General features: G+C 63.7%; 22 protein-coding genes and 4 pseudogenes. 11 read left to right on the top strand and 15 right to left on the bottom strand.

Annotated features, from left to right (window positions below; all coding sequences use genetic code 11):
* Positions 1-36 precede the first annotated feature (36 nt).
* The 8 genes and pseudogenes from kdpC to OKW41_RS26125 form a co-directional block, all read right to left on the bottom strand.
* Positions 37-615, bottom strand: a complete 579-nt coding sequence (kdpC, locus tag OKW41_RS26160) for a potassium-transporting ATPase subunit KdpC (RefSeq protein ID WP_429574456.1) — start codon at positions 613-615, stop codon at positions 37-39.
* Between the two features lie 39 nt (positions 616-654).
* A complete protein-coding gene (kdpB, locus tag OKW41_RS26155; RefSeq protein ID WP_429574455.1) occupies positions 655-2,766 on the bottom strand; it encodes a potassium-transporting ATPase subunit KdpB in 2,112 nt (703 codons plus the stop codon).
* Between the two features lie 93 nt (positions 2,767-2,859).
* Positions 2,860-4,666, bottom strand: a pseudogene (gene kdpA, locus OKW41_RS26150) (potassium-transporting ATPase subunit KdpA).
* Complete coding sequence (kdpF, locus tag OKW41_RS26145) at positions 4,663-4,755, bottom strand: K(+)-transporting ATPase subunit F (RefSeq protein WP_013088901.1); 93 nt, start codon at positions 4,753-4,755, stop codon at positions 4,663-4,665. The pseudogene kdpA and the gene kdpF overlap by 4 nt, the downstream one beginning before the upstream one ends.
* Positions 4,755-4,865: a potassium ABC transporter ATPase gene (locus tag OKW41_RS26140; RefSeq protein WP_429574454.1), complete on the bottom strand. Its 111-nt coding sequence runs from the start codon at positions 4,863-4,865 to the stop codon at positions 4,755-4,757. Before OKW41_RS26140 ends, kdpF begins: the two co-directional genes overlap by 1 nt.
* Before the next feature lie 180 nt (positions 4,866-5,045).
* Positions 5,046-6,020, bottom strand: a complete 975-nt coding sequence (locus OKW41_RS26135) for a quinone oxidoreductase family protein (RefSeq protein ID WP_429574453.1) — start codon at positions 6,018-6,020, stop codon at positions 5,046-5,048.
* A 46-nt stretch (positions 6,021-6,066) separates the two neighbouring features.
* Positions 6,067-6,456, bottom strand: coding sequence for a methylglyoxal synthase (locus tag OKW41_RS26130; protein ID WP_013088898.1), 390 nt, complete (start codon positions 6,454-6,456; stop codon positions 6,067-6,069).
* 86 nt (positions 6,457-6,542) lie between these two features.
* Entirely contained in the window at positions 6,543-7,322 is a 780-nt protein-coding gene (locus tag OKW41_RS26125) for an SDR family oxidoreductase (RefSeq protein ID WP_429472201.1), read from the bottom strand.
* Positions 7,323-7,536: 214 nt separating this feature from the next.
* On the opposite strand from OKW41_RS26125, the gene upp reads away from it, so the two are divergent.
* The 11 genes and pseudogenes from upp to OKW41_RS26070 form a co-directional block, all read left to right on the top strand.
* On the top strand, positions 7,537-8,187 hold the full coding sequence (gene upp / locus OKW41_RS26120) for a uracil phosphoribosyltransferase (protein WP_026225693.1): 651 nt from the start codon (positions 7,537-7,539) through the stop codon (positions 8,185-8,187).
* A gap of 597 nt (positions 8,188-8,784) precedes the next feature.
* Positions 8,785-9,513 (top strand): YebC/PmpR family DNA-binding transcriptional regulator, encoded by a 729-nt coding sequence (locus OKW41_RS26115; protein ID WP_018419973.1) that lies wholly within the window; start codon positions 8,785-8,787, stop codon positions 9,511-9,513.
* A gap of 104 nt (positions 9,514-9,617) precedes the next feature.
* The gene (gene purD, locus OKW41_RS26110; RefSeq protein WP_429452136.1) at positions 9,618-10,901 is read left to right on the top strand and encodes a phosphoribosylamine--glycine ligase; all 1,284 of its coding nucleotides are present in this window, start codon (positions 9,618-9,620) and stop codon (positions 10,899-10,901) included.
* Positions 10,902-11,194: 293 nt separating this feature from the next.
* Positions 11,195-12,118, top strand: a complete 924-nt coding sequence (gene hemF, locus OKW41_RS26105) for an oxygen-dependent coproporphyrinogen oxidase (protein WP_429574452.1) — start codon at positions 11,195-11,197, stop codon at positions 12,116-12,118.
* Between the two features lie 43 nt (positions 12,119-12,161).
* Positions 12,162-12,884, top strand: coding sequence for a nicotinate-nucleotide adenylyltransferase (locus OKW41_RS26100; protein WP_429576481.1), 723 nt, complete (start codon positions 12,162-12,164; stop codon positions 12,882-12,884).
* A 4-nt stretch (positions 12,885-12,888) separates the two neighbouring features.
* On the top strand, positions 12,889-13,338 hold the full coding sequence (gene rsfS / locus OKW41_RS26095; protein ID WP_018419969.1) for a ribosome silencing factor: 450 nt from the start codon (positions 12,889-12,891) through the stop codon (positions 13,336-13,338).
* Between the two features lie 36 nt (positions 13,339-13,374).
* Entirely contained in the window at positions 13,375-13,845 is a 471-nt protein-coding gene (gene rlmH, locus OKW41_RS26090) for a 23S rRNA (pseudouridine(1915)-N(3))-methyltransferase RlmH (RefSeq protein ID WP_429452140.1), read from the top strand.
* A gap of 255 nt (positions 13,846-14,100) precedes the next feature.
* Positions 14,101-14,730, top strand: coding sequence for a Maf family protein (locus OKW41_RS26085; protein WP_429574451.1), 630 nt, complete (start codon positions 14,101-14,103; stop codon positions 14,728-14,730).
* Positions 14,731-14,739: 9 nt separating this feature from the next.
* Positions 14,740-16,209: a ribonuclease G gene (gene rng / locus OKW41_RS26080; RefSeq protein ID WP_429574450.1), complete on the top strand. Its 1,470-nt coding sequence runs from the start codon at positions 14,740-14,742 to the stop codon at positions 16,207-16,209.
* 151 nt (positions 16,210-16,360) lie between these two features.
* Positions 16,361-17,518, top strand: coding sequence for a tyrosine-type recombinase/integrase (locus OKW41_RS26075; protein ID WP_429574449.1), 1,158 nt, complete (start codon positions 16,361-16,363; stop codon positions 17,516-17,518).
* Positions 17,519-18,548 (top strand): annotated as a pseudogene (locus OKW41_RS26070) (ISNCY family transposase); the annotation flags it as partial.
* Positions 18,549-18,558: 10 nt separating this feature from the next.
* Here OKW41_RS26070 and OKW41_RS26065 read toward each other — a convergent pair.
* The 7 genes and pseudogenes from OKW41_RS26065 to OKW41_RS26035 form a co-directional block, all read right to left on the bottom strand.
* A pseudogene (locus OKW41_RS26065) lies at positions 18,559-18,836 on the bottom strand (CoA-transferase); the annotation flags it as partial.
* Between the two features lie 97 nt (positions 18,837-18,933).
* On the bottom strand, positions 18,934-19,581 hold the full coding sequence (maiA, locus tag OKW41_RS26060; protein WP_429574448.1) for a maleylacetoacetate isomerase: 648 nt from the start codon (positions 19,579-19,581) through the stop codon (positions 18,934-18,936).
* An 8-nt stretch (positions 19,582-19,589) separates the two neighbouring features.
* Positions 19,590-20,549: an MBL fold metallo-hydrolase gene (locus tag OKW41_RS26055; protein ID WP_429574447.1), complete on the bottom strand. Its 960-nt coding sequence runs from the start codon at positions 20,547-20,549 to the stop codon at positions 19,590-19,592.
* Between the two features lie 285 nt (positions 20,550-20,834).
* The gene (locus OKW41_RS26050; protein WP_429574446.1) at positions 20,835-21,485 is read right to left on the bottom strand and encodes a hypothetical protein; all 651 of its coding nucleotides are present in this window, start codon (positions 21,483-21,485) and stop codon (positions 20,835-20,837) included.
* 46 nt (positions 21,486-21,531) lie between these two features.
* Positions 21,532-21,726: pseudogene (locus OKW41_RS26045) on the bottom strand (MmgE/PrpD family protein); the annotation flags it as partial.
* A 24-nt stretch (positions 21,727-21,750) separates the two neighbouring features.
* Entirely contained in the window at positions 21,751-22,011 is a 261-nt protein-coding gene (locus tag OKW41_RS26040; RefSeq protein WP_429452148.1) for a DUF2783 domain-containing protein, read from the bottom strand.
* Positions 22,012-22,021: 10 nt separating this feature from the next.
* Positions 22,022-23,686, bottom strand: a complete 1,665-nt coding sequence (locus OKW41_RS26035) for an FAD-dependent oxidoreductase (RefSeq protein WP_429574445.1) — start codon at positions 23,684-23,686, stop codon at positions 22,022-22,024.
* Positions 23,687-23,700: the final 14 nt, after the last annotated feature.

The raw sequence follows: 23,700 nt of genomic DNA, 5'->3' as shown, positions 1-23,700 counted from the left end.
GCAAACGCGGCTGGTGCGTCGTCGATGCGTTCAGTCTCAGCCGCGCTTCATTTCATCGAGCGCGAGATTGAGCTTCAGCACATTCACGCGCGGCTCGCCGAGCACGCCGAACTGGCGCCCCGTCGTGTAGCGCTCGACGAGCGCCTGCACGTCGCTCGGCGCGAGGTGACGGGCCTGCGCGACCCGCTCGAGCTGATACGCGGCCGCGGCCGGACTGATCTCCGGATCGAGCCCGCTGCCCGACGACGTGACCAGATCGACCGGCACCGGCTTCGACATGTCGGTGCCCGCCGCCTTCAGCGCCGCGAGACGGCCCTTGATCTCGTCGAGCAGCGCGGGGTTGTTCGGCCCGAGGTTCGAGCCGCCCGAGCTTTGCGGGTTGTACGGCATCGGGCTCGTCGCCGACAGCCGGCCCCAGAAGTACTGGGGCGCGTCGAACTGCTGGCCGATCAGCTGTGAGCCGACCACCTTGCCGTTCTGCTCGATGAGGCTGCCGTTGGCCTGTTCGTGGAACGCCGCCTGGCCGAACGCGGTCATCACGGCGGGATATGCGAGTCCTGTGACCGCGGTCAGCACCGCGAAGATCACGATCAGCGGACGGAACAGATTTTTCATGATGGGTCTCTTTCCCTTTTCATCACATGGTCACTGCGCTCAAACCCAGCCGAACGCGGCGAGTACCATATCGATCAGCTTGATGCCGATGAACGGCACGATGATCCCGCCAAGGCCATAGATCAGCAGATTGCGGCGCAGCAGGATCGCAGCGCCTAGCGCGCGATAGCGCACGCCCTTCAGCGCCAGCGGAATCAGCAGCACGATGATCAGCGCGTTGAAGATCACCGCCGACATGATTGCCGAGGTCGGCGTCGCCAGATGCATCACGTTCAGCGCATTCAACGCCGGGTACGTCGTCGCGAACGCGGCCGGGATGATCGCGAAGTACTTGGCGAGGTCGTTGGCGATCGAGAATGTGGTCAACGACCCGCGCGTCATCAACATCTGCTTGCCGATCTCGACGATCTCGATCAGCTTGGTCGGATTCGAATCGAGGTCGACCATATTACCGGCCTCTTTTGCCGCCTGCGTGCCGGTGTTCATGGCGACCGCGACGTCGGCCTGCGCGAGCGCGGGCGCGTCGTTGGTGCCGTCGCCGGTCATCGCGACCAGACGCCCTTCGGCCTGGTGCGCGCGGATCGTCGCGAGCTTCGTCTCGGGTGTCGCTTCGGCGAGGAAGTCGTCGACGCCCGCTTCGGCCGCGATCGCGGCGGCGGTCAGGCGGTTGTCGCCCGTCACCATCACGGTCTTGATGCCCATCTTGCGCAGTTCGGCGAAGCGCTCCTTGATACCACCCTTCACGACGTCCTTCAACTCAATCACGCCGAGCACGCGCGCGCCCTGCTCGCCTTTCTCGGCGACCACCAGCGGTGTGCTGCCGCGGCGCGCGACATCGGCGACCGCGTTGCTGACTTCATTCGGGAAACGGCCGCCGTTCGCTTCGACATAGTGCTTGACCGCATCGGCCGCGCCCTTGCGGATTTCACGGCCATGAGTCCCGCAGGGAGTCCCTTGAGGAGACAGATCGACGCCGCTCATGCGGGTCTGCGCCGTGAACGCGAGAAACACCGCATGCAGCGAGGCCATATCGCGCTGACGGATATTGAAGCGCTGCTTCGCGAGCACGACGATGCTGCGGCCTTCCGGCGTTTCGTCGGCGAGCGACGACAGCTGCGCGGCATCGGCAAGCGCCTCTTCGGTCAGACCTGGCGCCGGCAGAAACTGCGACGCCTGGCGGTTGCCGAGCGTGATCGTGCCGGTCTTGTCGAGCAGCAGCACGTCGACGTCGCCGGCCGCTTCGACGGCACGGCCCGAGGTCGCGATCACGTTCGCCTGCATCATGCGGCTCATCCCGGCCACGCCGATCGCCGACAACAGGCCGCCGATCGTCGTCGGGATCAGACACACGAGCAGCGCGGCGAGCGCGGTGATCGTCACCACGTGGCCCGCTTTCGCGGCTTCGACGGAGAAGATCGAGAACGGCAGCAGCGTCGCGGTGGCGAGCAGCATCACGATGGTCAGCGCGACGAGCAGGATGGTGAGCGCGATTTCGTTCGGCGTCTTCTGACGCTTCGCGCCTTCGACCATCGCGATCATGCGGTCGAGGAACGCCTCGCCCGGATTGGCCGTGACGCGCACGACGATCCAGTCCGACAGCACCCGCGTGCCGCCCGTCACCGACGAAAAGTCGCCGCCCGACTCGCGGATCACCGGCGCCGATTCACCGGTGATCGCCGATTCGTCGACCGAAGCGACGCCCTCGATCACTTCGCCGTCGGCCGGGATCACGTCGCCGGTCTCGACCAGCACGACGTCGCCACGGCGCAGATCGGTCGCGGTCGTGATGCGGATCGGCGACTTCGGATGCGGCTCGTTGAGCTTCTTCGCCATCACGTCTTTCTTCGCGCTGCGCAGCGACGCGGCCTGCGCTTTCGAGCGGCCTTCGGCGAGCGCCTCCGCGAAATTCGCGAACAGCACCGTGAACCACAGCCACAGCGTGACCGCGAGGATGAAGCCTGCGGGCGCCTCGGCCTGACCGCCGAGCGCGGCGATCCACAGAATGGTCGTCAGGATGCTGCCGACGTACACGCAGAACATCACCGGGTTGCGAAACTGCGTGCGCGGCGTCAGCTTTTTAAAGGAGTCCACGATCGCCGGGCGCAGCAGCGCCGGGTCGAACATGGACCGGGTAGCGTTATGTTCAGTCATTGAATCCTCGAATGTCCGTGGGCGCTTGCAGGCTTGCGGCGTGCAAGCGCCTGTTCGGTCGTTGGCTCCGCGGCCGTGGGTCACTGCCGTGGGTCAGTGCACGCCGATCATCATCAGTTGCTCGACGCCGGGACCGAGCGCGAGCGCCGGGACGTAGGTCAGCGCGCCGACCAGCAGCACCGTGCCGAGCAGCAGCACGACGAACAGCGGTCCGTGCGTCGGCAGCGTGCCGCCGGTGACGGCGATGCGCTTCTTCGCGGCGAGCGAACCGGCGATCGCGAGCACCGGCACGATCGTGCCGAAGCGCCCGAACCACATCGCGATCGCGGTGAGCCAGTTGTAGAACGGCGTATTCACCGTGAGACCCGCGAACGCGCTACCGTTGTTGTTCGCCGCCGAGCTGAACGCATAGAGGATCTCGGAGAAGCCGTGTGCGCCGGGGTTTGCGATGCCGGCCTTGCCCGCCTCGCTGAGCACCGCGATCGAGGTGCCCACCAGCACGAGCAGCGGCGTGAGCAGCACGACGATCGACACCATCTTCATCTCGTAGGCCTCGATCTTCTTGCCGACATACTCAGGAGTACGCCCGATCATCAGTCCCGCGACGAACACCCGCGAGCAGCGCGAACACGAGCATCCCGTACATGCCGGAACCGACACCGCCGAAGATCACTTCGCCGAGCTGTATCAGCAGCATCGGATACAGGCCGCCGAGCGGCGTCAACGAATCGTGCGTGTTGGCGACCGCGCCGCACGAAGCCGCCGTCGTCGCGACCGTGAAGATGCCCGACTGCGCGATGCCGAAGCGCGTTTCCTTGCCCTCCGCATTGCCGCCCGCCTGCAGCGCGTTCGCCGACTGATCGACGTGGAGCGCCGTGAACGCGGGATTGCCGCTCTGCTCGGCGCTGATCTCGCCAAACACGCAAACGCCGAACGCGATCGTCATCGCCGCGAGCACCGCGACGCCCTGCCGCCGGTCGCCGATCACGCGGCCGAACACGAGCGCGAGCGCCGCCGGGATGATCAGGATCGAGAGGATCTGCACGAAGTTCGAGAACGGCGTCGGGTTTTCGTACGGATGCGCGGAGTTGCCGTTGAAGAAGCCGCCGCCGTTGGTGCCGAGCATCTTGATCGCTTCCTGCGACGCGACCGGGCCCATCGCGATGGTCTGCGTCTTCACGGGCGTGTCGAGCGTCACCGGATCGCCCTTCGCGTCCTTCACCGGATTGCCTTGCGCGTCGAGCTTCGGCGCGGCGTAGGTGGTGGTCTGCAGCGTCGGCACCTCCTGATATGCCTTGAAGTTCTGGATCACGCCCTGGCTCATCAGCAGGGCGGCGATGATCGCCGCCATCGGCAGCAGGACGTACATCGTCACGCGCGTGATGTCGACCCAGAAGTTGCCGATCGTCTGCGCGGTATGACGCGCGAAGCCGCGCATCAACGCGAACACGACGACGATGCCGGTCGCCGCCGACAGGAAGTTCTGCACGGTCATGCCGAGCATCTGCGTCAGATAGCCGACGGTCTGCTCGGGCGTGTAGTCCTGCCAGTTGGTGTTGGTCACGAAGCTGACCGCGGTGTTGAACGCGCTGTCGACCGACATCGCGCCGAACTGCTGCGGATTGCCTGGCAGCCACCCTTGCACGCGCAGCAGCACGTACAGGAACGCCGCGCCGAGCACGTTGAACGCGAGCGTGGCGACCGCGTAGTGCCTCCAGCCCATCTCCGCCGCTGGATCGACGCCCGCGATACGGTAAAGCAGCCGTTCGAGCGGCGCGCCGAAGCGCACCACGCGCGAACTGCCGTCCATCACGGCGCCGAGATAGCTCGCCACCGGCACCGCCGCGGCCAGTAGCACGACGATAAAAAGACTCGCCTGCAGGACATCGTTCGTGTTCATTCGATGTCCTCCGCGCGCAGCAGCGCATACACGAGATATACGAACAGCAGCGCGGTGGACGCGCCGGCCAGCCACAGCATCCAGGTCATCAGCGCGCTCCTTGTCCGCGGCGCGACTGCATCAGCTTCTCGCAGCCGCCGATCAGCCCAAAGGTCAGCAAGGCAAACAGCGCCAGGCCCCCGACATACAGCACATCCATTCTGGTTCTCCATTCACGGACTTTGGATGGATAGAACGGTATGCCGATCGGCCTAAAGGGCTGGTCAAAGATTGCGGGGTGCGCGTAAAAATCGCGTAAACGGACAGGGCCGTTTCATCTCACGATGAAACGGCCCTGATGGATGACGTGCAGCGCAGCCCGAGGCCGCGCCGCCACTTTTTATGGCAGCAGGATCGTCGACCCCGTCGTGCGGCGCCCTTCGAGGTCCGCATGTGCCTGCCCGACGTCCGGCAGCGCATAGCGCTGATTGATGCTCGTCTTGACCTTGCCCGAGCTCAGCACGTCGAACAGCTCGGCCGACATCGCCTCGTAGTCGCTGCGTTTCGCCATATAGGTGAAGAGCGTCGGTCGTGTAAAGAACAGCGAGCCGCGTCCCGCGAATTCCGACGAGTCGATCGGCGGCAGCGGACCCGACGCGTTGCCGAAGCTCACGAACAGGCCGAGCGGCGCGAGACAGTCGAGCGATTTTTCGAAGGTGTCCTTGCCGATCGAATCGTAGACGACCGGCACGCCCGCGCCGTTGGTGATCTCGCGTACGCGCTTCGTGAAGTTCTCGCGCGTATAGACGATCGCGTGATCGCAGCCGTGCGCTTTCGCGATCTCGGCTTTCTCGTCGGAACCGACCGTGCCGATCACCGTCGCGCCGAGCGCCTTCGCCCACTGGCACACGAGCAGGCCGACGCCGCCCGCCGCGGCCTGAATGAGGATCGTGTCACCGGCCTTCACGCGATACGTGCGGCGCAGCAGATATTGCGCAGTCAAGCCTTGCAGCATCACCGACGCGGCCTGCTCGTCACTGATCGCATCGGGCAGCTTGACGACCTGCACGGCCTGCAGCACGCGCTCCTGCGCATACGCGCCGGGCGGCCGCGTGACATACCCGACGCGATCGCCGACCTTCAGACCGGTCACGCCCGAGCCCACCGCGCTGACCTCGCCGGCCGCTTCCATGCCGAGCCCGCCCGGCAGCGGCAGCGGATACAGACCGGTGCGGAAATACACGTCGATGTAATTGAGGCCGACCGCCGTCTGGCGAATGCGGATCTCGCCCGCGCCGGGCTCGCCCGCCTCGACGTCGACCCATTTCATGACTTCGGGGCCGCCGGTTTTGTCGAATCGGATCGCCTTGGTCATCATGTCTCCTTCATCTGTATGGATGTGGGTGCGGCGACGCGCGCGCTCACGCCTCGCCGGACAGGCGCAGCGTCAGCACGTCGAGCACCATGCGGGCGGTCGAAATGTTCGTCGCGCACGGAATGTTGTGCACGTCGCACGCGCGCACTAGCGCGTTGATGTCCGGCTCGTGGGGCTGCGGCGTCATCGGGTCGCGCAGGAAAATCACCATGTCGACGCGCCCTTCGGCGAGCTGTGCGCCGATCTGCAGGTCGCCGCCGTGCGGGCCCGACAGCATGCGCTCGACCGTGAGGCCGTGCGCGTCGCTGATGCGTCCGCCGGTCGTGCCGGTTGCGACGATCTCGCAGCGCGCGAGCGTGTCGACGTATTCGCCGGCCAGTTTGACGATGTCGTCCTTCTTGTGGTCGTGCGCGATCAGCGCAATGCGGGTGCTCATGACGTGAGACTCCTCAAACCCTTGTGACTATCGTTGTTGTGATGTGACGGGTGTCGTTCGCGCGCGGCGGCTCGGTACGTGCCTGCTCAGTACGTACCAGGATAGGCGCCGCCGTCGATCAACCAGTTCTGCCCGGTGATGTAACCCGCGTGCGTGCTGCACAGGAACGCGCAGGCGCGGCCGAATTCTTCGCGATTGCCGAAACGGCCGGCGGGGATCGTCTTCATGCGCTGCTTGCGCGCTTCGTCGATCGAAATGTTGTGCGTCTTCGCCTGCGCCTCGAAGGTGACCGCGATACGGTCCGTGTCGAACAGGCCCGGCAGCAGGTTGTTGATCGTCACGCCGGTCGGCGCGACCTTGCGCGCGAGCCCCGCGACGAAACCGGTCAGGCCGGAGCGCGCGCCGTTCGACAGACCGAGCACGTCGATCGGCGCCTTCACCGCCGAGCTCGTGATGTTGACGATGCGCCCGAAGCCGCGCGCGCTCATCGTGTCGATGGTCTGACGGATCAGCTCGATCGGCGTCAGCATGTTGGCTTCGAGCGCGCGGATCCAGTCCTCGTGCGTGAAGTTACGGAAATCGCCCGGCGGCGGCCCGCCCGCGTTATTGACGAGAATGTCCGGCTGCGGGCAGGCTGCGAGCGCGGCCGCGCGCCCTTCAGGCGTGGTGATGTCGCATGCGACGGTCTTCACCTCGACGCCGCTCTGCTTGCGGATCGCCTCGGCGGTCGCTTCGAGCGTTTCGGCGGTGCGCGCGACGATCGTCAGGTTGACGCCCTCGGCGGCGAGCGCTTCCGCGCAGCCGCGTCCCAGACCTTTGCTCGCCGCGCAAACCAGCGCGCTACGTCCTGCGATTCCCATGTCCATGTGTATGCCCTCCTGGAAGTTTCTCCAGATTCTAGAAGAATCGGTGCCGGACTGTGCCGCGTCGCTGCAATCTCAGGTATCGCCGGGCGGTACTCTTTCGGTAAACTTGCGCGGTAGTGCGCTTTTCCACCGTTCGCCCGACCTTCGGGCGCGGACGGAGCCAACGGATGAGCGCCCCGAACCGATCCACCTTGCCGCCGCGCGCGAGCCCGCCATGACCCAGGACAGCCGTTTCCCCAATCTCTTCATCCTCGATCACCCGCTGATCCAGCACAAGCTGTCGCACATGCGCGACCGGGACACGTCGACGCGCACGTTCCGCGAACTGCTGCGCGAAATCACGCTGCTGATGGGCTACGAAATCACCCGCAACCTGCCAATGACCACGCGCCGCATCACCACGCCGCTCGTCGAGATCGACGCGCCGGTGATCGCCGGCAAGAAGCTCGCGATCGTGCCGGTGCTGCGCGCGGGGGTCGGCATGTCGGACGGCCTGCTCGAGCTGGTGCCGTCGGCGCGCGTCGGCCACATCGGCGTGTATCGCGCGGAGGATCATCGGCCGGTCGAATACCTGGTGCGGCTGCCGGACCTCGAAGACCGCGTGTTCATCCTCTGCGATCCGATGGTGGCGACCGGCTACTCGGCCGTGCACGCGGTCGATGTGCTCAAGCGCCGCAACGTGGCCGCCGAGAACATCATGTTCCTCGCGCTCGTCGCCGCGCCCGAGGGCGTGCAGGTGTTCCAGGACGCGCACCCGGACGTCAAGCTGTTCATCGCGTCGCTCGATTCGCATCTGAACGAGCATGCGTACATCGTGCCGGGCCTGGGCGACGCGGGCGACCGGTTGTTCGGTACGAAGAACTGACGCGCCGAGGGCCAGGGGGTGGCCTGGCGATGCCGCCGCCCCGGAACCGGCCCCGCTTTCGCCCGCATCCGGCCCTCCCGGCGACACATCCGCGCCGCCTCCATTCATTTTCGCGTCGATTTCATTGCATTTGCGGCCGGTTTCGCGGCGCGGCCCCCTCTGCCGCACCCCCGCGGCATGATAAAATTCGCATCCGCTCGACGGAGCGACTCGACCCGCACGATCACTCGCGCCACCGCCTGCAATTTCGACTGGCGCCCCGCGCTTTCGCATCAGGTCATGCGGCGCCTGGCCGCACAAGCTGCCCCGCCGCGCGGCCGCCCTGCGGCCCTGCGGCCCCGCCTGGCCGGCCGGTCATGCATGAGCCGGCACGAACGCCTACCGGCGGGCAAGCGCGGAACGACGCGCGGGAACGGCCGGGCTGAGATCGGCGGCACAGGTGGCCACCTCGACGGGCCAACACGAGCGACAAGCACGAGCGGCCGGCAGCCTTTCACCTGACGGTTTGACATCGAGGCGCAACACGCGAGGCGCCCGACATCGCAACGACAATTGCACTATGCGTGCGCCCCGCTGGCGCGCGCGACGGAGAAAAGTATGGCGGGTCATTCGAAATGGGCCAACATCAAGCATAAGAAAGCAGCGGCCGATGCCAAGCGCGGCAAGGTCTGGACGCGGCTCATCAAGGAAATCCAGGTTGCGGCCCGTCTGGGCGGCGGCGAAATCGACTCGAACCCGCGTCTGCGGCTCGCGGTCGACAAGGCGTACGACGCCAACATGCCGAAAGACAACATCAACCGCGCGATCCAGCGCGGTGTCGGCGGCGCGGACGGCGCGAACTACGAGGAAATCCGCTACGAAGGCTATGGCATCGGCGGCGCGGCGGTGATCGTCGACACGATGACCGACAACCGCACCCGCACGGTCGCGGAAGTGCGTCACGCGTTCTCGAAGAACGGCGGCAACATGGGCACCGACGGCTCGGTGTCGTTCATGTTCGATCACGTCGGCCAGTTCCTGTTCGCTCCCGGCACCGCCGAAGACGCGCTGATGGAAGCCGCGCTCGAAGCGGGCGCCGACGACGTCGTGACGAACGAGGACGGCAGTATCGAGGTGCTGTGCCCGCCGAACGATTTTTCGAAAGTGAAGGCTGCACTCGAAACGGCGGGCTTCAAGGCCGAACTGGCCGAAGTCACGATGAAGCCGCAGACCGAAGTCGAATTCACCGGCGACGATGCCGTGAAAATGCAGAAGCTGCTCGACGCGCTGGAAAATCTGGACGACGTGCAGGAAGTCTATACAAACGCGTCGATCGCCGGCGAGTGATGGCGCGCCGGGCTCTGACATCGTTTGCCCTTGCTGTTGATGGTTTATTGCACGGCTGAGCACACCGCTCGGCCGTTTATGGTTTTCAAGTCTCGGGGATTCACATGAAGTTACTCGTCGTCGGTTCCGGCGGTCGCGAACATGCGCTGGCATGGAAGCTCGCGCAATCGCCGCGGGTCCAGCTCGTCTACGTCGCGCCGGGCAACGGCGGCACCGCTCAGGATGAGCGTCTGCTCAACATCGACATCACCGAGCCGGCCGCGCTCGCTGATTTCGTCGAAAAAGAACAGATCGCGTTCACGCTGGTCGGGCCGGAAGCGCCGCTCGCGGCAGGCATCGTCAACCTGTTCCGCTCGCGCGGTCTGAAGATCTTCGGGCCGACCAAAGAGGCCGCCCAGCTCGAAAGCTCGAAAGATTTCGCCAAAGCGTTCATGAAGCGCCACGGCATCCCGACGGCCGAGTACGAAACCTTCGCCGACCTCGCCGCCGCGCACGCGTATCTGGACGCCAAGGGCGCGCCGATCGTGATCAAGGCCGACGGCCTCGCCGCCGGCAAGGGCGTGGTGGTCGCGCAAACGCTGGAAGAAGCGCACGCCGCGGTCGACATGATGCTGTCGGACAACAAGCTCGGCGACGCCGGCGCGCGCGTCGTGATCGAGGAGTTCCTCGCCGGCGAGGAAGCGAGCTTCATCGTGATGGTGGACGGCAAGCACGTGCTCGCGCTCGCGTCGAGCCAGGATCACAAGCGTCTGCTCGACGGCGACCAGGGCCCGAACACGGGCGGCATGGGCGCCTACTCGCCCGCGCCGATCGTCACGCCGCAGCTGCATGCGCGCGTGATGCGCGAAATCATCCTGCCGACCGTGCGCGGCATGGAGAAGGAAGGCATCCGCTACACCGGCTTCCTGTACGCGGGCCTGATGATCGACGCGCAAGGCAACCCGAAGACGCTCGAATTCAACTGCCGGATGGGCGACCCCGAAACGCAGCCGATCATGGCGCGTCTGAAGGGCGACTATTCGAAGGTGGTGGAACACGCGATCGCCGGCACGCTCGACACCGTCGAGCTCGAATGGGACCGCCGCACCGCGCTCGGCGTCGTGCTCGCCGCGCACAACTACCCGGACACGCCGAGGAAGGGCGACCGCATCAACGGCATTCCCGCCGAAACCGCGGATTCGGTCACGTTCCACGCCGGCACCACGCTGACGGACGGCAAGCTGACCACCTCGGGCGGGCGCGTGCTGTGCGTCGTCGGTCTCGCGGATTCGGTGCGCACCGCGCAGGCGGCCGCGTACCAGACGATCAACCAGATCGCGTTCGACGGCATGCAGTACCGCCGCGACATCGGCTATCGCGCGCTCAACCGCAAGCACGACGGCAAGTAAGCTTCGCTAGCGCTGGACGCCGTGCGGGCGGCGCACTGCCGGCGCCACTGGCGCCGCAGTGCCGGCACGTTACACGACGCGCGCTACACTGAATCTTTCCCGCTCGTCGCGGCAGACGGGCCCGGAGCCCGCGAATCGACTGAAGCGGCAAGCCGCCTCTGATGTTCGCCTCCGGCAACCAGGCAATCCGAACCAGCGGTCCGAGTGCGCAGACACCCGGCGCGAACGCGGCCATCGCTTTCTTTCGAAGAACCCGCGGCACGACGAGCGTGCCGCCCTCAGCACCTGCATTCATGAGCAATTCGAGCTACGACGCACAAGCCGTGCGCAGCTGGCTGCAAGGCCTGCAATCGCATATCGCGGACACGCTCGGCGCCTTCGACGGCACCGCGTTCGCTACCGACGCGTGGCAGCGCGCGCCCGGCGAGAAGCTGCGCGGCGGCGGCGTCACGCGGATTCTCGAAGGCGGCCAGTTCTTCGAGCGCGCGGGCATCGGCTTCTCGGACGTCGCGGGCGACGCGCTGCCGGGCTCGGCAAGCGCCGCGCGGCCGCAACTGGCCGGGCGGGGCTTCGAGGCGATGGGCGTGTCGCTCGTGCTGCATCCGCACAATCCGCACTGCCCGACCGTGCACATGAACGTGCGCCTGCTCATCGCGACGAGGGAAGGCGAAGAACCGGTGTTCTGGTTCGGCGGCGGCATGGACCTGACGCCCTACTACGGCTACGAAGAGGACGCGCGGCAGTTCCATCAGGTGTGCCGCGACGCGCTCGCGCCGTACGGCGCGGACCTGTACCCGCGCTTCAAGCGCTGGTGCGACGAGTACTTCTTCCTGAAGCACCGCAACGAGCCGCGCGGCATTGGTGGGATTTTCTTCGACGATTTCTCGGCGCCGGGCTTCGAGCAATCGTTCGCGATGCTCAAAAGCGTCGGTGAAGGCTTTCTCAAGGCGTACCTGCCGATCATCGAGCGGCGCCGCGACACGCCGTACGGCGAAGCCGAGCGTGCGTTCCAGGCCTACCGGCGCGGCCGCTACGTCGAGTTCAATCTGGTCTTCGACCGTGGCACACTGTTTGGGCTGCAGAGCGGCGGACGCACCGAATCGATCCTGATGTCGATGCCGCCCGTGGCGAACTGGCGCTACGACTGGCACCCCGAGCCGGGCACGCCGGAAGCGAGTTTGTACAGCGATTTCCTCGTGCCGCGCGAGTGGGTGTGACGCGCCACCTGTCTCGCTTACGGTCACGACAAAGGATCCTCACCTGAAGCCGAACGCTCACCCTGTCGCCCTGCCTCGCCGGATCGGTCTGCTGGGCGGCACTTTCGACCCGATCCACGACGGCCACCTCGCGCTGGCGCGGCGGTTCGCCGACGTGCTGCGGCTGACCGAACTGGTGCTGCTGCCGGCCGGCCAGCCGTGGCAGAAAGCCGACGTGTCGCCCGCCGAACATCGGCTCGCGATGACGCGCGCGGCGGCCGCGTCGCTCGCGATCCCCGGCGTGACGGTGCGCGTCGCGACCGACGAAATCGAGCACGATGGCGCGACCTACACGGTCGAGACGCTGCAATGCTGGCGCGAGCGCGAAGGCGACGACGCATCGATCACGCTGCTGATCGGCGCGGATCAACTGGTGCATCTCGACACATGGCGCGACTGGCGGCGCCTGTTCGAGCTCGCGCATATCGGCGCGGCCACGCGGCCCGGCTTCGACCTCGCGTCGGTCGCCCCCGCGGTCGCCAGGGAAATTGCCGCGCGCCGTGCGCGCGCCGACGTGCTGCAGGCCACACCCTGCGGCCATCTGCTGATCGACACGACGCTCGCGTTCAACGTATCGGCCACCGACATTCGCGCGCATCTGCGCGAGCAGGTCAACCAGCGGCTCGCCCACGCGGGTGCGGGCGGCACAACCCAGGATCGGGCCGCGAGTCACGTCCCCGCCGCGGTGTGGGACTATATTCTTCAACATCATCTGTACCACCGGTAACTCCATGGATATTCGCAAACTGCAACGCGTAATCGTCGACGCTCTCGAAGACGTCAAGGCGCAAGACATCAAAGTGTTCAACACCAGCCACCTGACCTCGCTGTTCGATCGCGTGATCGTCGCGAGCGGTACGTCGAACCGGCAAACCAAGGCGCTCGCGTCGAGCGTGCGTGAAGGCGTGAAGGAAGCCGGCGGCGAGATCATCAGCACCGAGGGCGAGGATATCGGCGAATGGGTGCTGGTCGATTGCGGCGACGCGATCGTGCACATCCTGCAGCCGGCGCTGCGCCAGTACTACAACCTCGAGGAAATCTGGGGCGACAAGCCGGTGCGCATCAAGCTGTCGACGCCGAATCCGTTCGGCGGCGCGCGCGCAAGCGAGCCCGACGACGAGGAAGACGAGGAAGCGCCGGCCGCGAAGCCCGCGCGCAAGACCACGGCGCGCCGCAAGTAAGCGGGCCGTGTCTGCCACACCGCTACTGTCCTCGCGATGAAACTGCACATCCTCGCCGTCGGCCACAAGATGCCGGACTGGATCGCGACCGGCTTCGACGAATACGCGAAACGCATGCCCCCCGAGTTGCGCATCGAGCTGCGCGAGATCAAACCGGAGCAGCGCTCGTCGGGCCGTTCGGCCGAAAGCGTGATGGCCGCCGAACGGCAGAAGATCGAAGCCGCGTTGCCGAAGAACGCACGCATCGTCGCGCTCGACGAACGCGGCAAGGACTGGACCACGATGCAGCTCGCGGGCGCGTTGCCGGGCTGGCAGCAAGACGGCCGCGACGTGGCCTTTCTGATCGGCGGCGCGGACGGGCTCGATCCCGAGCTGAAGGCATGCGCCGATATGATGCTGCGCGTGTCGAGCCTCACGCTGCCGCACGCGATGGTGCGCGTGCTGCTGGCCGAACAGCTTTATCGGGCGTGGACCATCACGCAAAATCATCCGTATCATCGCGCGTAGGTGCTGGAGCCTCGCGCGGCGACGCCTGGCAACGATTCGTTGCTGCTGACGCGTCGCGGGCGCTCGGCTCCATACGCTTGAGCGCATTGTCGCCGCTTCATGCGATGATGCGCCCGACGCGCTGTGCATCGATGCCGCTAATGGATGCAGCGCATCGATCGGATCACCGGGTCAACCTCGCCCCGCTCACTCTTCCACGCCCACCCGCGTTCACCACCCCGCGCCATCCGTTTCCCGCTCCATCGAGACCCGTTCATGCCCACGCCCTCCGCTTCGCTGCATCCGTTCGTCTACCTCGCCTCGCAAAGTCCGCGCCGCCAGGAGCTGCTGCAACAGCTCGGCGTGCGTTTCGAATTGCTACTGCCGCGCCCCGATGAAGACGCCGAAGCGCTCGAAGCCGAACGGTCTGGCGAACACGCGCGCGACTACGTGCAGCGCGTGTGCATCGCGAAGGCGCAGGCGGCCCGCGCGCGGCTCCTCGACGGCGGTCACGAAGTGCGGCCGATCCTCGTCGCCGACACCACCGTCACGATCGACGACGCGATTCTCGGCAAGCCCATCGATGCCGACGATGCGGTCGCCATGCTCACACGTCTCGCGGGCCGCACGCACGAAGTGCTGACCGCGCTCGCCGTGATCGATGCCAATGGCGCGCTGCTGCCCGCGGCGTTGTCGGTCTCGAAGGTGCGTTTTGCTGCAGTGCACGCAGACGCGTTGCGTCGCTACGCGGCGAGCGGTGAGCCGCTCGGCAAGGCGGGGGCGTATGGCGTGCAGGGACGCGCGGCGGAGTTTATCGAGCATATAGACGGGTCCTATTCGGGTATCATGGGTTTGCCGCTTTTTGAAACCGCTGCCCTCCTGCGTGCAGCGCGCATCGACTTCTAAAACAACACCATGAATGAAGAAATCCTGATCAATGTCACGCCGCAGGAAACGCGCGTCGCGCTCGTTCAACAGGGCGCCGTCCAGGAACTTCATGTCGAACGAACGCTGTCGCGCGGCCGCGTCGGCAATGTCTATCTCGGCAAGGTCGTGCGCGTGCTGCCCGGCATGCAATCGGCGTTCATCGACATCGGCCTCGAACGCGCCGCGTTTCTTCATGTCGCCGACATCTGGCATCCGCGCATCGCCGGCGAAGCGCAACATCAAACACCGCATCAGCCGATCGAAAAGATCGTCTTCGAAGGTCAGACGCTGATGGTGCAGGTCGTCAAGGACCCGATCGGCACCAAGGGCGCGCGGCTGTCCACGCAAGTGAGCATCGCCGGGCGCACGCTCGTGTATCTGCCGCAGGAGCCGCACATCGGCATCTCGCAGAAAATCGAAAGCGAAGCCGAGCGCGAGGCCGTGCGTGCGCGTCTGACCGCCGTGCTGCCCGCCGACGAGAAAGGCGGCTACATCGTGCGCACGATCGCCGAGGATGCGACGAGCGAAGAACTGGCAGCCGACGTCGCGTATCTGCGCAAGACGTGGGCGACCATTCTGTCGCAGACCCAGCGCATGCCGCCCACCAGCCTGCTCTACCAGGATCTGAATCTCGCGCAGCGCGTGCTGCGCGATTTCGTCAACGATGACACGTCGCGCATCCAGGTCGATTCGCGCGAGACGCATCAGATGCTCGCCGATTTCGCGGCCGAGTTCACACCGGCGGTATCGTCGAAGCTGCACCACTACACCGGCGAGCGGCCGCTGTTCGATCTGTACAACATCGAGGCCGAGATTCAGCGCGCGCTATCGCGTCGCGTGGATCTGAAGTCGGGCGGCTACCTCGTGATCGACCAGACCGAGGCGATGACGACGATCGATGTGAACACCGGCGGCTACGTCGGCGCGCGCAACTTCGACGACACGATCTTCAAGACCAACCTCGAAGCCGCGCATACCATCGCGCGGCAACTGCGGCTAAGGAATCTTGGCGGCGTGATCATCATCGATTTCATCGATATGGAAAACGTCGAGCATCGCGACCAGGTGCTAGGCGAATTGAAGAAGGCGTTGTCGCGCGATCGCACGCGGGTGACCGTCAATGGTTTCTCGCAACTCGGGCTCGTCGAGATGACGCGCAAGCGTACGCGTGAGTCGCTCGCGCATGTGCTGTGCGAGCCTTGCCCGATTTGCCAGGGCAAGGGGCAAGTGAAGACTGCACGCACGGTGTGCTATGACGTGTTGCGGGAGATTTTGCGCGAGTCGCGGCAGTTCAATCCGCGCGAGTTTCGCGTGGTCGCTTCGCAGCAGGTGATCGATCTGTTTCTCGAGGAAGAGTCGCAGCATCTGGCGATGCTGATCGATTTCATCGGCAAGCCGGTGTCGTTGCAGGTGGAGTCGAATTTGAGTCAGGAGCAGTATGACATCGTTCTGATGTAAGTCCACCGAAGTCCGATGAGTCCAGCGAATACAAACAAACTCTTTAAAATTCAAATACATATAAAGATATCCGTCCGGGTCAATCCGTTGCCATCCGTGCAGAGCGAGCCTAAAACGTGTGGCTAGATATGTAGCTACACAGAGGTGCGCTATGGCAACTCGCAGAACGAATGTCCTATCGGATCTCGAACTAAGGCGATGGATCCGGGAAAGGCGACCTCTCGCAAAAACTGACGGCGGTTGTTTGGCCTTCACCCTTTCAGCCACAGGCACTGCGTCTTGGGTACTCCGTTTCCGGATAGGCGGAAAACCGGAAGAATTGACACTCGGCCGCTACCCCGATCTGACGCTGTCGGCGGCACGCAAGCTCGCGGCCGAAAAGCGCGTCGAAGTCCAGAAAGGCAACAATCCGGCGCCCGAGAAGCGCAAGGACATATCCCGGAAGAACTGGACGGTCCGCCAACTCGTTGCCGATTACCGTGAGAAGGTACTGGTCAATTTGGGATTGAGTACGCAGCGAAGCTATGGTCGAAATCTGAAGCGAACCGAGAACGTACTCGGTGCAATGCAGGTACGCGAAGTCGAGGCGGCGGATATCGTTGGGTTGATCGAGCGCGCCAACCTTGGATGGGTCGAGGCCAATACGCTGTTAATCGTTGCAAAAGCCATCTTCCGTCACGCCGCCGGCAAGAAGGTCATCAATGCAAATCCCGCAATTGGGGTTGAGCTGGTTTCGATCATTGGCCCCCGTCCTTCCATTCGGCAACGTCTTATGCTGACGACCAATGAGCTGCATGTGCTTTTGAACGCAGACATGAATCGCGAGAACCTGCTCTCGGTCAGCATTCTTCTCGCGACTGGCGTTCGTTCAGAGGAACTGTATAAGGGCCTCCGGACAAATGTATTCCTCGATGAAGCACGCTGGCATATTCCGGGCAGCAAGACAGGCACTGCAATGGACATTCCGCTGGCGCCGACCGTTGTAGACTGGTTCCGTGAACTACTCGCACTCAATACCCGCTCCCGCTATATTCTGCCCACCAGGGCGGCCAGTCGGGCGGCACGGCATGGTGGCGACGCCCATCTCAGCAAGGATGCCAACCGGGAAGCCATCGATTACTGGATCGACAACCACAAACCTTCGATACGCCGATTTACACCGCATGATCTTCGTTCGACCATGAAGTCTCATATGCGGAAGCTAAGGATCAGCCGCGACGTTTCTGAGATGTGTCTGAATCACAAGCTCCCCGGCGTCGAAGGAATCTACGATCAATACACTTACTATGGCGAGCGACGCCTCGCCTAGCCACGTGCCCGTCATGAGTGTCTGGGCGAACTGATCCAGATCGATGGCAGCGATCACCGGTGGTTCGAGGACCGGGCGCCGGCGTGCGCACTGCTGGCGTACGTCGACGATGCAACGAGCCGGCTGATGACACTGCATTTCACGGCCACGGAGTCGACCTTCAGCTACTTTGAAACGACGCGTGCATACATCGAACAGCATGGCAAACCCGGCGCGTTATACAGCGACAAGTACAGCGTGTTTCGCAAGACGGGGGCGAACAAGGATGGCAATAGCGTGACCCACTTCGCCCGCGCCATGTACGAACTGAATATCGACACCTTCTGCGCGAACAGCAGTCCGGCCAAGGGACGCGTCGAGCGCGCACATCTGACGCTGCAGGATCGTCTCGTGAAGGAGCTACGGCTGCGTGACATCAGCACGGTAGCCGACGCCAATGCGTATGCGCCTGCGTTCATGGCGGCCTACAACGCGCGCTTTGCGAAGCCGCAAAAGAGCGGGTTCGATCGGGTGCTCACCTGACGCGAACCGCGCAAGGTGACGAAGTCGTTGACGGTGCAGTACGACAAGGTCATGTACCTGCTGGACGACACGTCGGAGCACCGCAAGCTGATTGATCGATATATCGAGGTCTGCGTGTACCCCGATGGGCGTATCGAACTCCGGATGGACGGCCGTATTCTGACGTGCAGGCAGTACGACCGGCTGGCCGAAATCGACCAGGCCGCAGTGGTTGAACACAAGCGGCTCGGTCATGTGCTGCAGGTCTCGCAGGCGATTCAGGCACAACGCGATAACCAGCGCATCGGCAAGGCGCCCTCGAACGCATCCGGGCGCTCCAACCAACGTCCAAAGCCGTTCGACGGGCAAGAAGAAACAACGCGAGTTCACTCAGGCCGATGTCGAACATACGATCGTGGATCTTGCCCGACAAAGACAGGCACAACCGCAACCCCGCAAACCTGCCCGTCGGTCTGCAAGAGACGGTGGAACTGGCGTAAGCGCCCTTCCCATTCAGAACGGTGTCTAGGAGACTGCATGAGTTCGCCGGCCAAATACTGCCGCTCGAACTCCTTGTTCTCGCCGACATACGACGAAATCATCTTTTTGATCTGCCGCGTTTCGAGCAGGATGCCGAGGCCGAAACCATCGGCGCCCGCGTTATTACTGATGCAGGTGATTCCCTTCACACCGGAATCGCGCAGGCGCCAATCAGCACCTCGGGAATTCCGCACAGACCGAAGCCGCCGACCGCGAACGTCTGGCCGTCTGCCACAATGCCCTCGAGGGCAGCAGCACCCGGATAAATTTTGTTCATTGCTGTTTTCCAATTTCATGAACACATATCTCGAGCCGCGCCCAAAGGGGCAGGCCACAGCTCACTGGTTTGCTGAAGTAGTCCCCCAATCTCGATTTCACGCCGCATCGGGCTGGCGATCCGGCGCCGCCTGGGCAAACGCTTCAAGTTGCAACGCGTTCGCATTGATTCGGGCGAGCGTCGGATAGAGATTCACATCGATCGAGAAACGCTGCGCATTGAACACCTGGGGCACGAGGCACAGGTCGGCCAACGTCGGAGCATCGCCATGGCAGAAAGTACCCGTACGCGCATCACTGGCGAGCCGTGCCTCAAGGGAACTGAAGCCCACCTCCACCCAGTGGCGGTACCACGTGCTCTTGGTTTCCTCGTTCAGACCAAGGCTCTCGGTCAGATACTTGAGTACACGCAGGTTGTTCAGCGGATGAATCTCCGACGCAATCTGCAGCGCCAACGACCGCACATACGCTCGGTCAGCCGGTTCGCGCGGCAGCAGCGGTGGCGTAGGATGAGTTTCCTCGAGGTATTCGATGATCGCGAGCGACTGCGGGATCGGCGCTCCCGCATCGTCAAGCAGCGTAGGCACCAGCTGGTCGGGGTTGATTTCCCTATATGCCGGCGCGAGCTGTTCACCGCCGTTGCGCACCAGATGCACCGGCAGGTACTCGCACGGGATCCCCTTGAGGTTCAGCGCAATCCGCACGCGATAGGACGCCGAACTCCGGAAGTAGCTATATAGCTTCATGTCCGCTCTTAGCCCTGAAGCTGTTCCCACATTTCCCTATCTCGTTCAGCCGTCCAGATACGTGGATGGCTGATACCGCTGGCCTCGTCGTAGGCCCGCGACACGTCGAAGGGCAGGCAGTGCTCGTAGATGAAAACATGCCCGAACTTCGGGTCCATGACCTTGCGCGTGTGCGCCATCGCACTCTTCAGATCGAGCTTCTGCGCGACCGCATCACGACCACTCTGAAGCAGAGTGGTCACGAAGTCCTTCGTATAGTTGAGCCCTTGCTCGATATCTTCGCGTGTCACCAGTGCCGGTCCACGGCCCGGCAAGAGCTTTTCCGCACCGAGAGCACGCAGCGCTTCGAGCGTCGCCGGCCACTCGGCCAGCTGTGCGTCACCGCAGTAGCAGGTCGCCCCGTATTCGACCAGATCACCGGAGAACAGCACCTTCTGCGACGGCAGCCAGACCACCGTGTCGCCCTTGGTATGGCCCGCGCCGGGAAGTGCGATCTTGACTTCAAGCTTGCCGAGAAAAAGCGTGATTCCCTTTTCGAAAACAAGCGTTGGCCAAGTCAGCCCAGGCACCGTCTCCGCATCTGCGAACAACCTCGGGAAGCGTTCGATCTCCGACTTCATGTCCGCTTCGCCGCGCTCTACGATCAGCTCATAGGTACCGCGGCTGGCGATGATCTCCTGGGCCCCCTCCTTAAAGTAGGCCGACGCGCCCAGGACGCGCACGGCGTGATAGTGCGACAGCACCACATATTTGATCGGCTTGTCCGTCACCGACCGGATTTTTGCGATCAGTTGCTGTGCCATTGCGGGCGTACCGGTTGTGTCGATGATCAATACACCATCATCACCGATGATCACGCCCGAATTCGGATCGCCCTCGGCGGTGTACGCATAAGCGTTCTCCGACAGTTGCGTCCATGTAATTTCTTTGACTTCCAGGTCCCCTTGGGATGCGAATGCCTTTGCCATGCCAACTCTCCGTGTTCTGTGACGGATATCTAATGTGGGAAACAGCTGTTTTGTGCTAGCGCGGACCCCGAGGTCATGCGCCGCCGCGCTCCACCTGCATATGAGACAGGATGGCGTGCGCGTCGTCCTGCTCCTGGATAGTGTTCACGATCTGCACAAGCTGGTCAGCCTGCTGACCTGAGACCGGTTTAGCCGCATACTGCAGACAGTCCGTGAAACGCGCCAGATGGGCCTGCTCGGGCAGAGCGTTGCCTGGAAAACCCGGAGCAATATCGAGCGCCAGCTTCAGCCGACGGCCGTCGGCCGCTTCGACGTGAAGCTCACTGCCGTATGGTGAAGCGCCTGCATGGTCTCATCGGAAATCACGTCGACCCGACCGGTGAATGCAAGTACCTCGGGATCGCGGATGCTCGACTCGACGAAGTGCTCGAGTCGCGATGCGCCCCGAACCAACGCATTAGCGACGCAGTATTTCGCACTGAACTGCGCGTTCACGCGAGGGTTCTCGCCTATTACGAAATCATGGCCAACAAGGCGGAACGCATACGGCGGCAGTCTGACCTCAATGCGACCGACGTTACCCGGTCCGATATCGAGTTCCTTGCGTGCGCGCAGCGCCAGCTCGGTCACCCCCTGCGTCAGGCCGCAACTGGGGTATTTTTTGAATACGGTGCTCATTACCTGCCACTGTTCTCCGAGTCCCTCGACAAACTCGTCGGCCTTGCGAAGCCCTCGGGCAAATTGGTGCGCATATCCGTAGACACCCGACAGGAAGCGGCCCGGTCCGGTGATACCGCATTTCGCGAGTTGCGCGCACATGACCCCGGTCTCGGCCACCCACCCCTGAATCAGTCGCACCGCGAGTGAGCCGTCGATATTGCTCTGGAAGCTGCCCGCTGCCCGGTTGAACGCCAAGGCCAGTGAGTGCAGCGCCATTTACCAACGCGGCACCGCTGGCTGATACGGAATCGCCATGAATGAACACTGTGGCACCGCCTGATCTGTCACGTTCCCTGACGAAGTCCAGAATCGCTGCGCAACCGTCCTCGGAGGCACCCGCGATCGCCGTACCTAGGGTCGTCAAAAGCATGTTGCGCACGACTGCGAGTGCCTCTTCCGGTGCATGCGAGGCATCAAACCCATGCACAAAATCCGTCAGACGCCATTCAGCCTGCATCAAATCATTGGATCCGCTCATGGATCAAGGCTCCGCGGAAGGTTCGAGGTTGCCGGTGATCTCCACTTTTCCCCTCGCGATACCAAGCGCCTCGCGCAGCACCGATAGATCGCCGATGTGGTTGGCCAGCAGCAGGATCAGCCGCGCGTTGAGCGTTGAACTCTGCTCATCGGTGAGGTCACGATGAGCATCGATGAGCGCCTCGTAAAAATCGTCGCCGGGAACGAACGAATAGAAATAGCGTTTGCCGGGTTCAGCAAAGTTGGGCCGTGTAGTCAGTGCCATTCTAAGTCCTTCAATCGTTGCACGTCGCGCGGGCGATCGCACTCCGTACCTTCATCGGGTCAAGCTCGCGCCAGCGTGCCGTGACATGCTGGTCGGGCCGCACAAGATAGACGCTCCCGGGAGCGAGATCGTATCGCTCGCGGACGCGCCCCTTGACGTCGATGAGCGTGGGAATGCCGCTAGGGGCGCTGCCACCTTCCGCCACCACAACTGCTTCGACCGGAATCGGCGCATCCGAAAGTTCGGCGAGCGCCTGAACAGTCGCCGCATCGAGCGCTGACGCGTCCTTCGTGAAAAGGAGCAGCGCGAAGCGGTCACCGAATGCACCGAGCAGCCATGATTGACCGCCACCGGTCACCGGCGCATCGGCCATCGGCGCCCCCGGCACCATGTTGCCGGCGAACGTCGACGCATCCGGCGTGTTAAGACTCGAGTCGATCAGGATGGTGGGCACCGAGAGACGGCCAGAGTTCACCAGCGCCCGTGCAAAAGGCTGCTCCCCCGCCAGTCCCAGTAGAGCATCACGGAACGCTTTGCTGATGTTGCTTTTCGGGGTAATGAAATCCGTCGAGCGCGTCGAGTTCCTGATGTTGTCGTCAGCAGCCAGCCCGCGCTCTTCCGTGTAGGTGTCGAGCAGCGCCGACGGCGCCTTGCCTTCCATAACGAGCTTGAGCTTCCATACCAGGTTGTCGGCGTCCTGTATGCCCGAATTGGCACCCCGCCCGCCAAAAGGAGAAACCTGATGCGCCGAATCGCCGACAAAAAGCACCCGGCCATGGTTGAAGCTGCCCATGCGCCGGCACTGGAACGTGTAGATGCTCACCCATTCGAGCTCGAACTCGCGGTCGTCGCCCAGCATCGCTTTGATGCGCGGGATGACATTCTCTGGCTTCTTTTCCTCTTCGGGGTCGGCCTGCCAGCCAAGCTGGAAGTCGATCCGCCAGACGTTGTCGGCCTGACGGTGTACGAGCGCCGACTGATTACGGTGAAACGGCGGATTGAACCAGAACCACCGTTCCGTGGGGTAGTCGGCGTTCATGACCACATCGGCAATCAGGAACCGATCCTTGAAGATTTTCCCGTCGATGTCCAACCCAAGGAGGGTGCGGATCGGGCTGCGCGCGCCGTCCGCAGCGACGAGCCATTCCGTGTCCAAGGTGTAGTCCCCCGCAGGGGTCCTGATCTGAAGCGTCACCTCATGACCCTGCGGCATAACGCCGATGACCTCGTTCTTGAAACGGATCTCGAGATTCGGCAACTCGCGAGCGCGTCGAAGCAGAAACTCTTCGAGGTAGTACTGCTGAAGGTTAATCATGCCGGGCCGATGATGGTCGGGCTCCGGGCTGAGATTGAAGTTAAAAACTTCCGTCTCGTCAAAGAATGTACGGCCGATGTTCCAAGACACGCCCTTTTCCATCATCGGCCCACTGCAGCCGAGTCGGTCGAAGATCTCGAGCGTGCGTTTGGCGTACGCCACCCCGCGTGAGCCGAGTGAAACAGTATCGTCGTTGTCCAGGAGAAGCACCGGCGTCCCCTGCGCGGCCAGGTCAATAGCGGTAGTGAGACCAACCGGGCCGGCGCCGACCACGACCACCGGGTAGCGCCCATGGGGAACGCCATTGAGCTCAGGCGGACGCACAAATTCGAATTTCTCGTACTGATAGGTACTATGCACTGTCAATGTCTCCA

Source organism: Paraburkholderia sp. UCT70 (assembly GCF_050434085.1).
Classification (GTDB): Bacteria; Pseudomonadota; Gammaproteobacteria; order Burkholderiales; family Burkholderiaceae; genus Paraburkholderia; species Paraburkholderia tuberum.
This window is presented reverse-complemented; position numbering and strand designations above follow the sequence as displayed.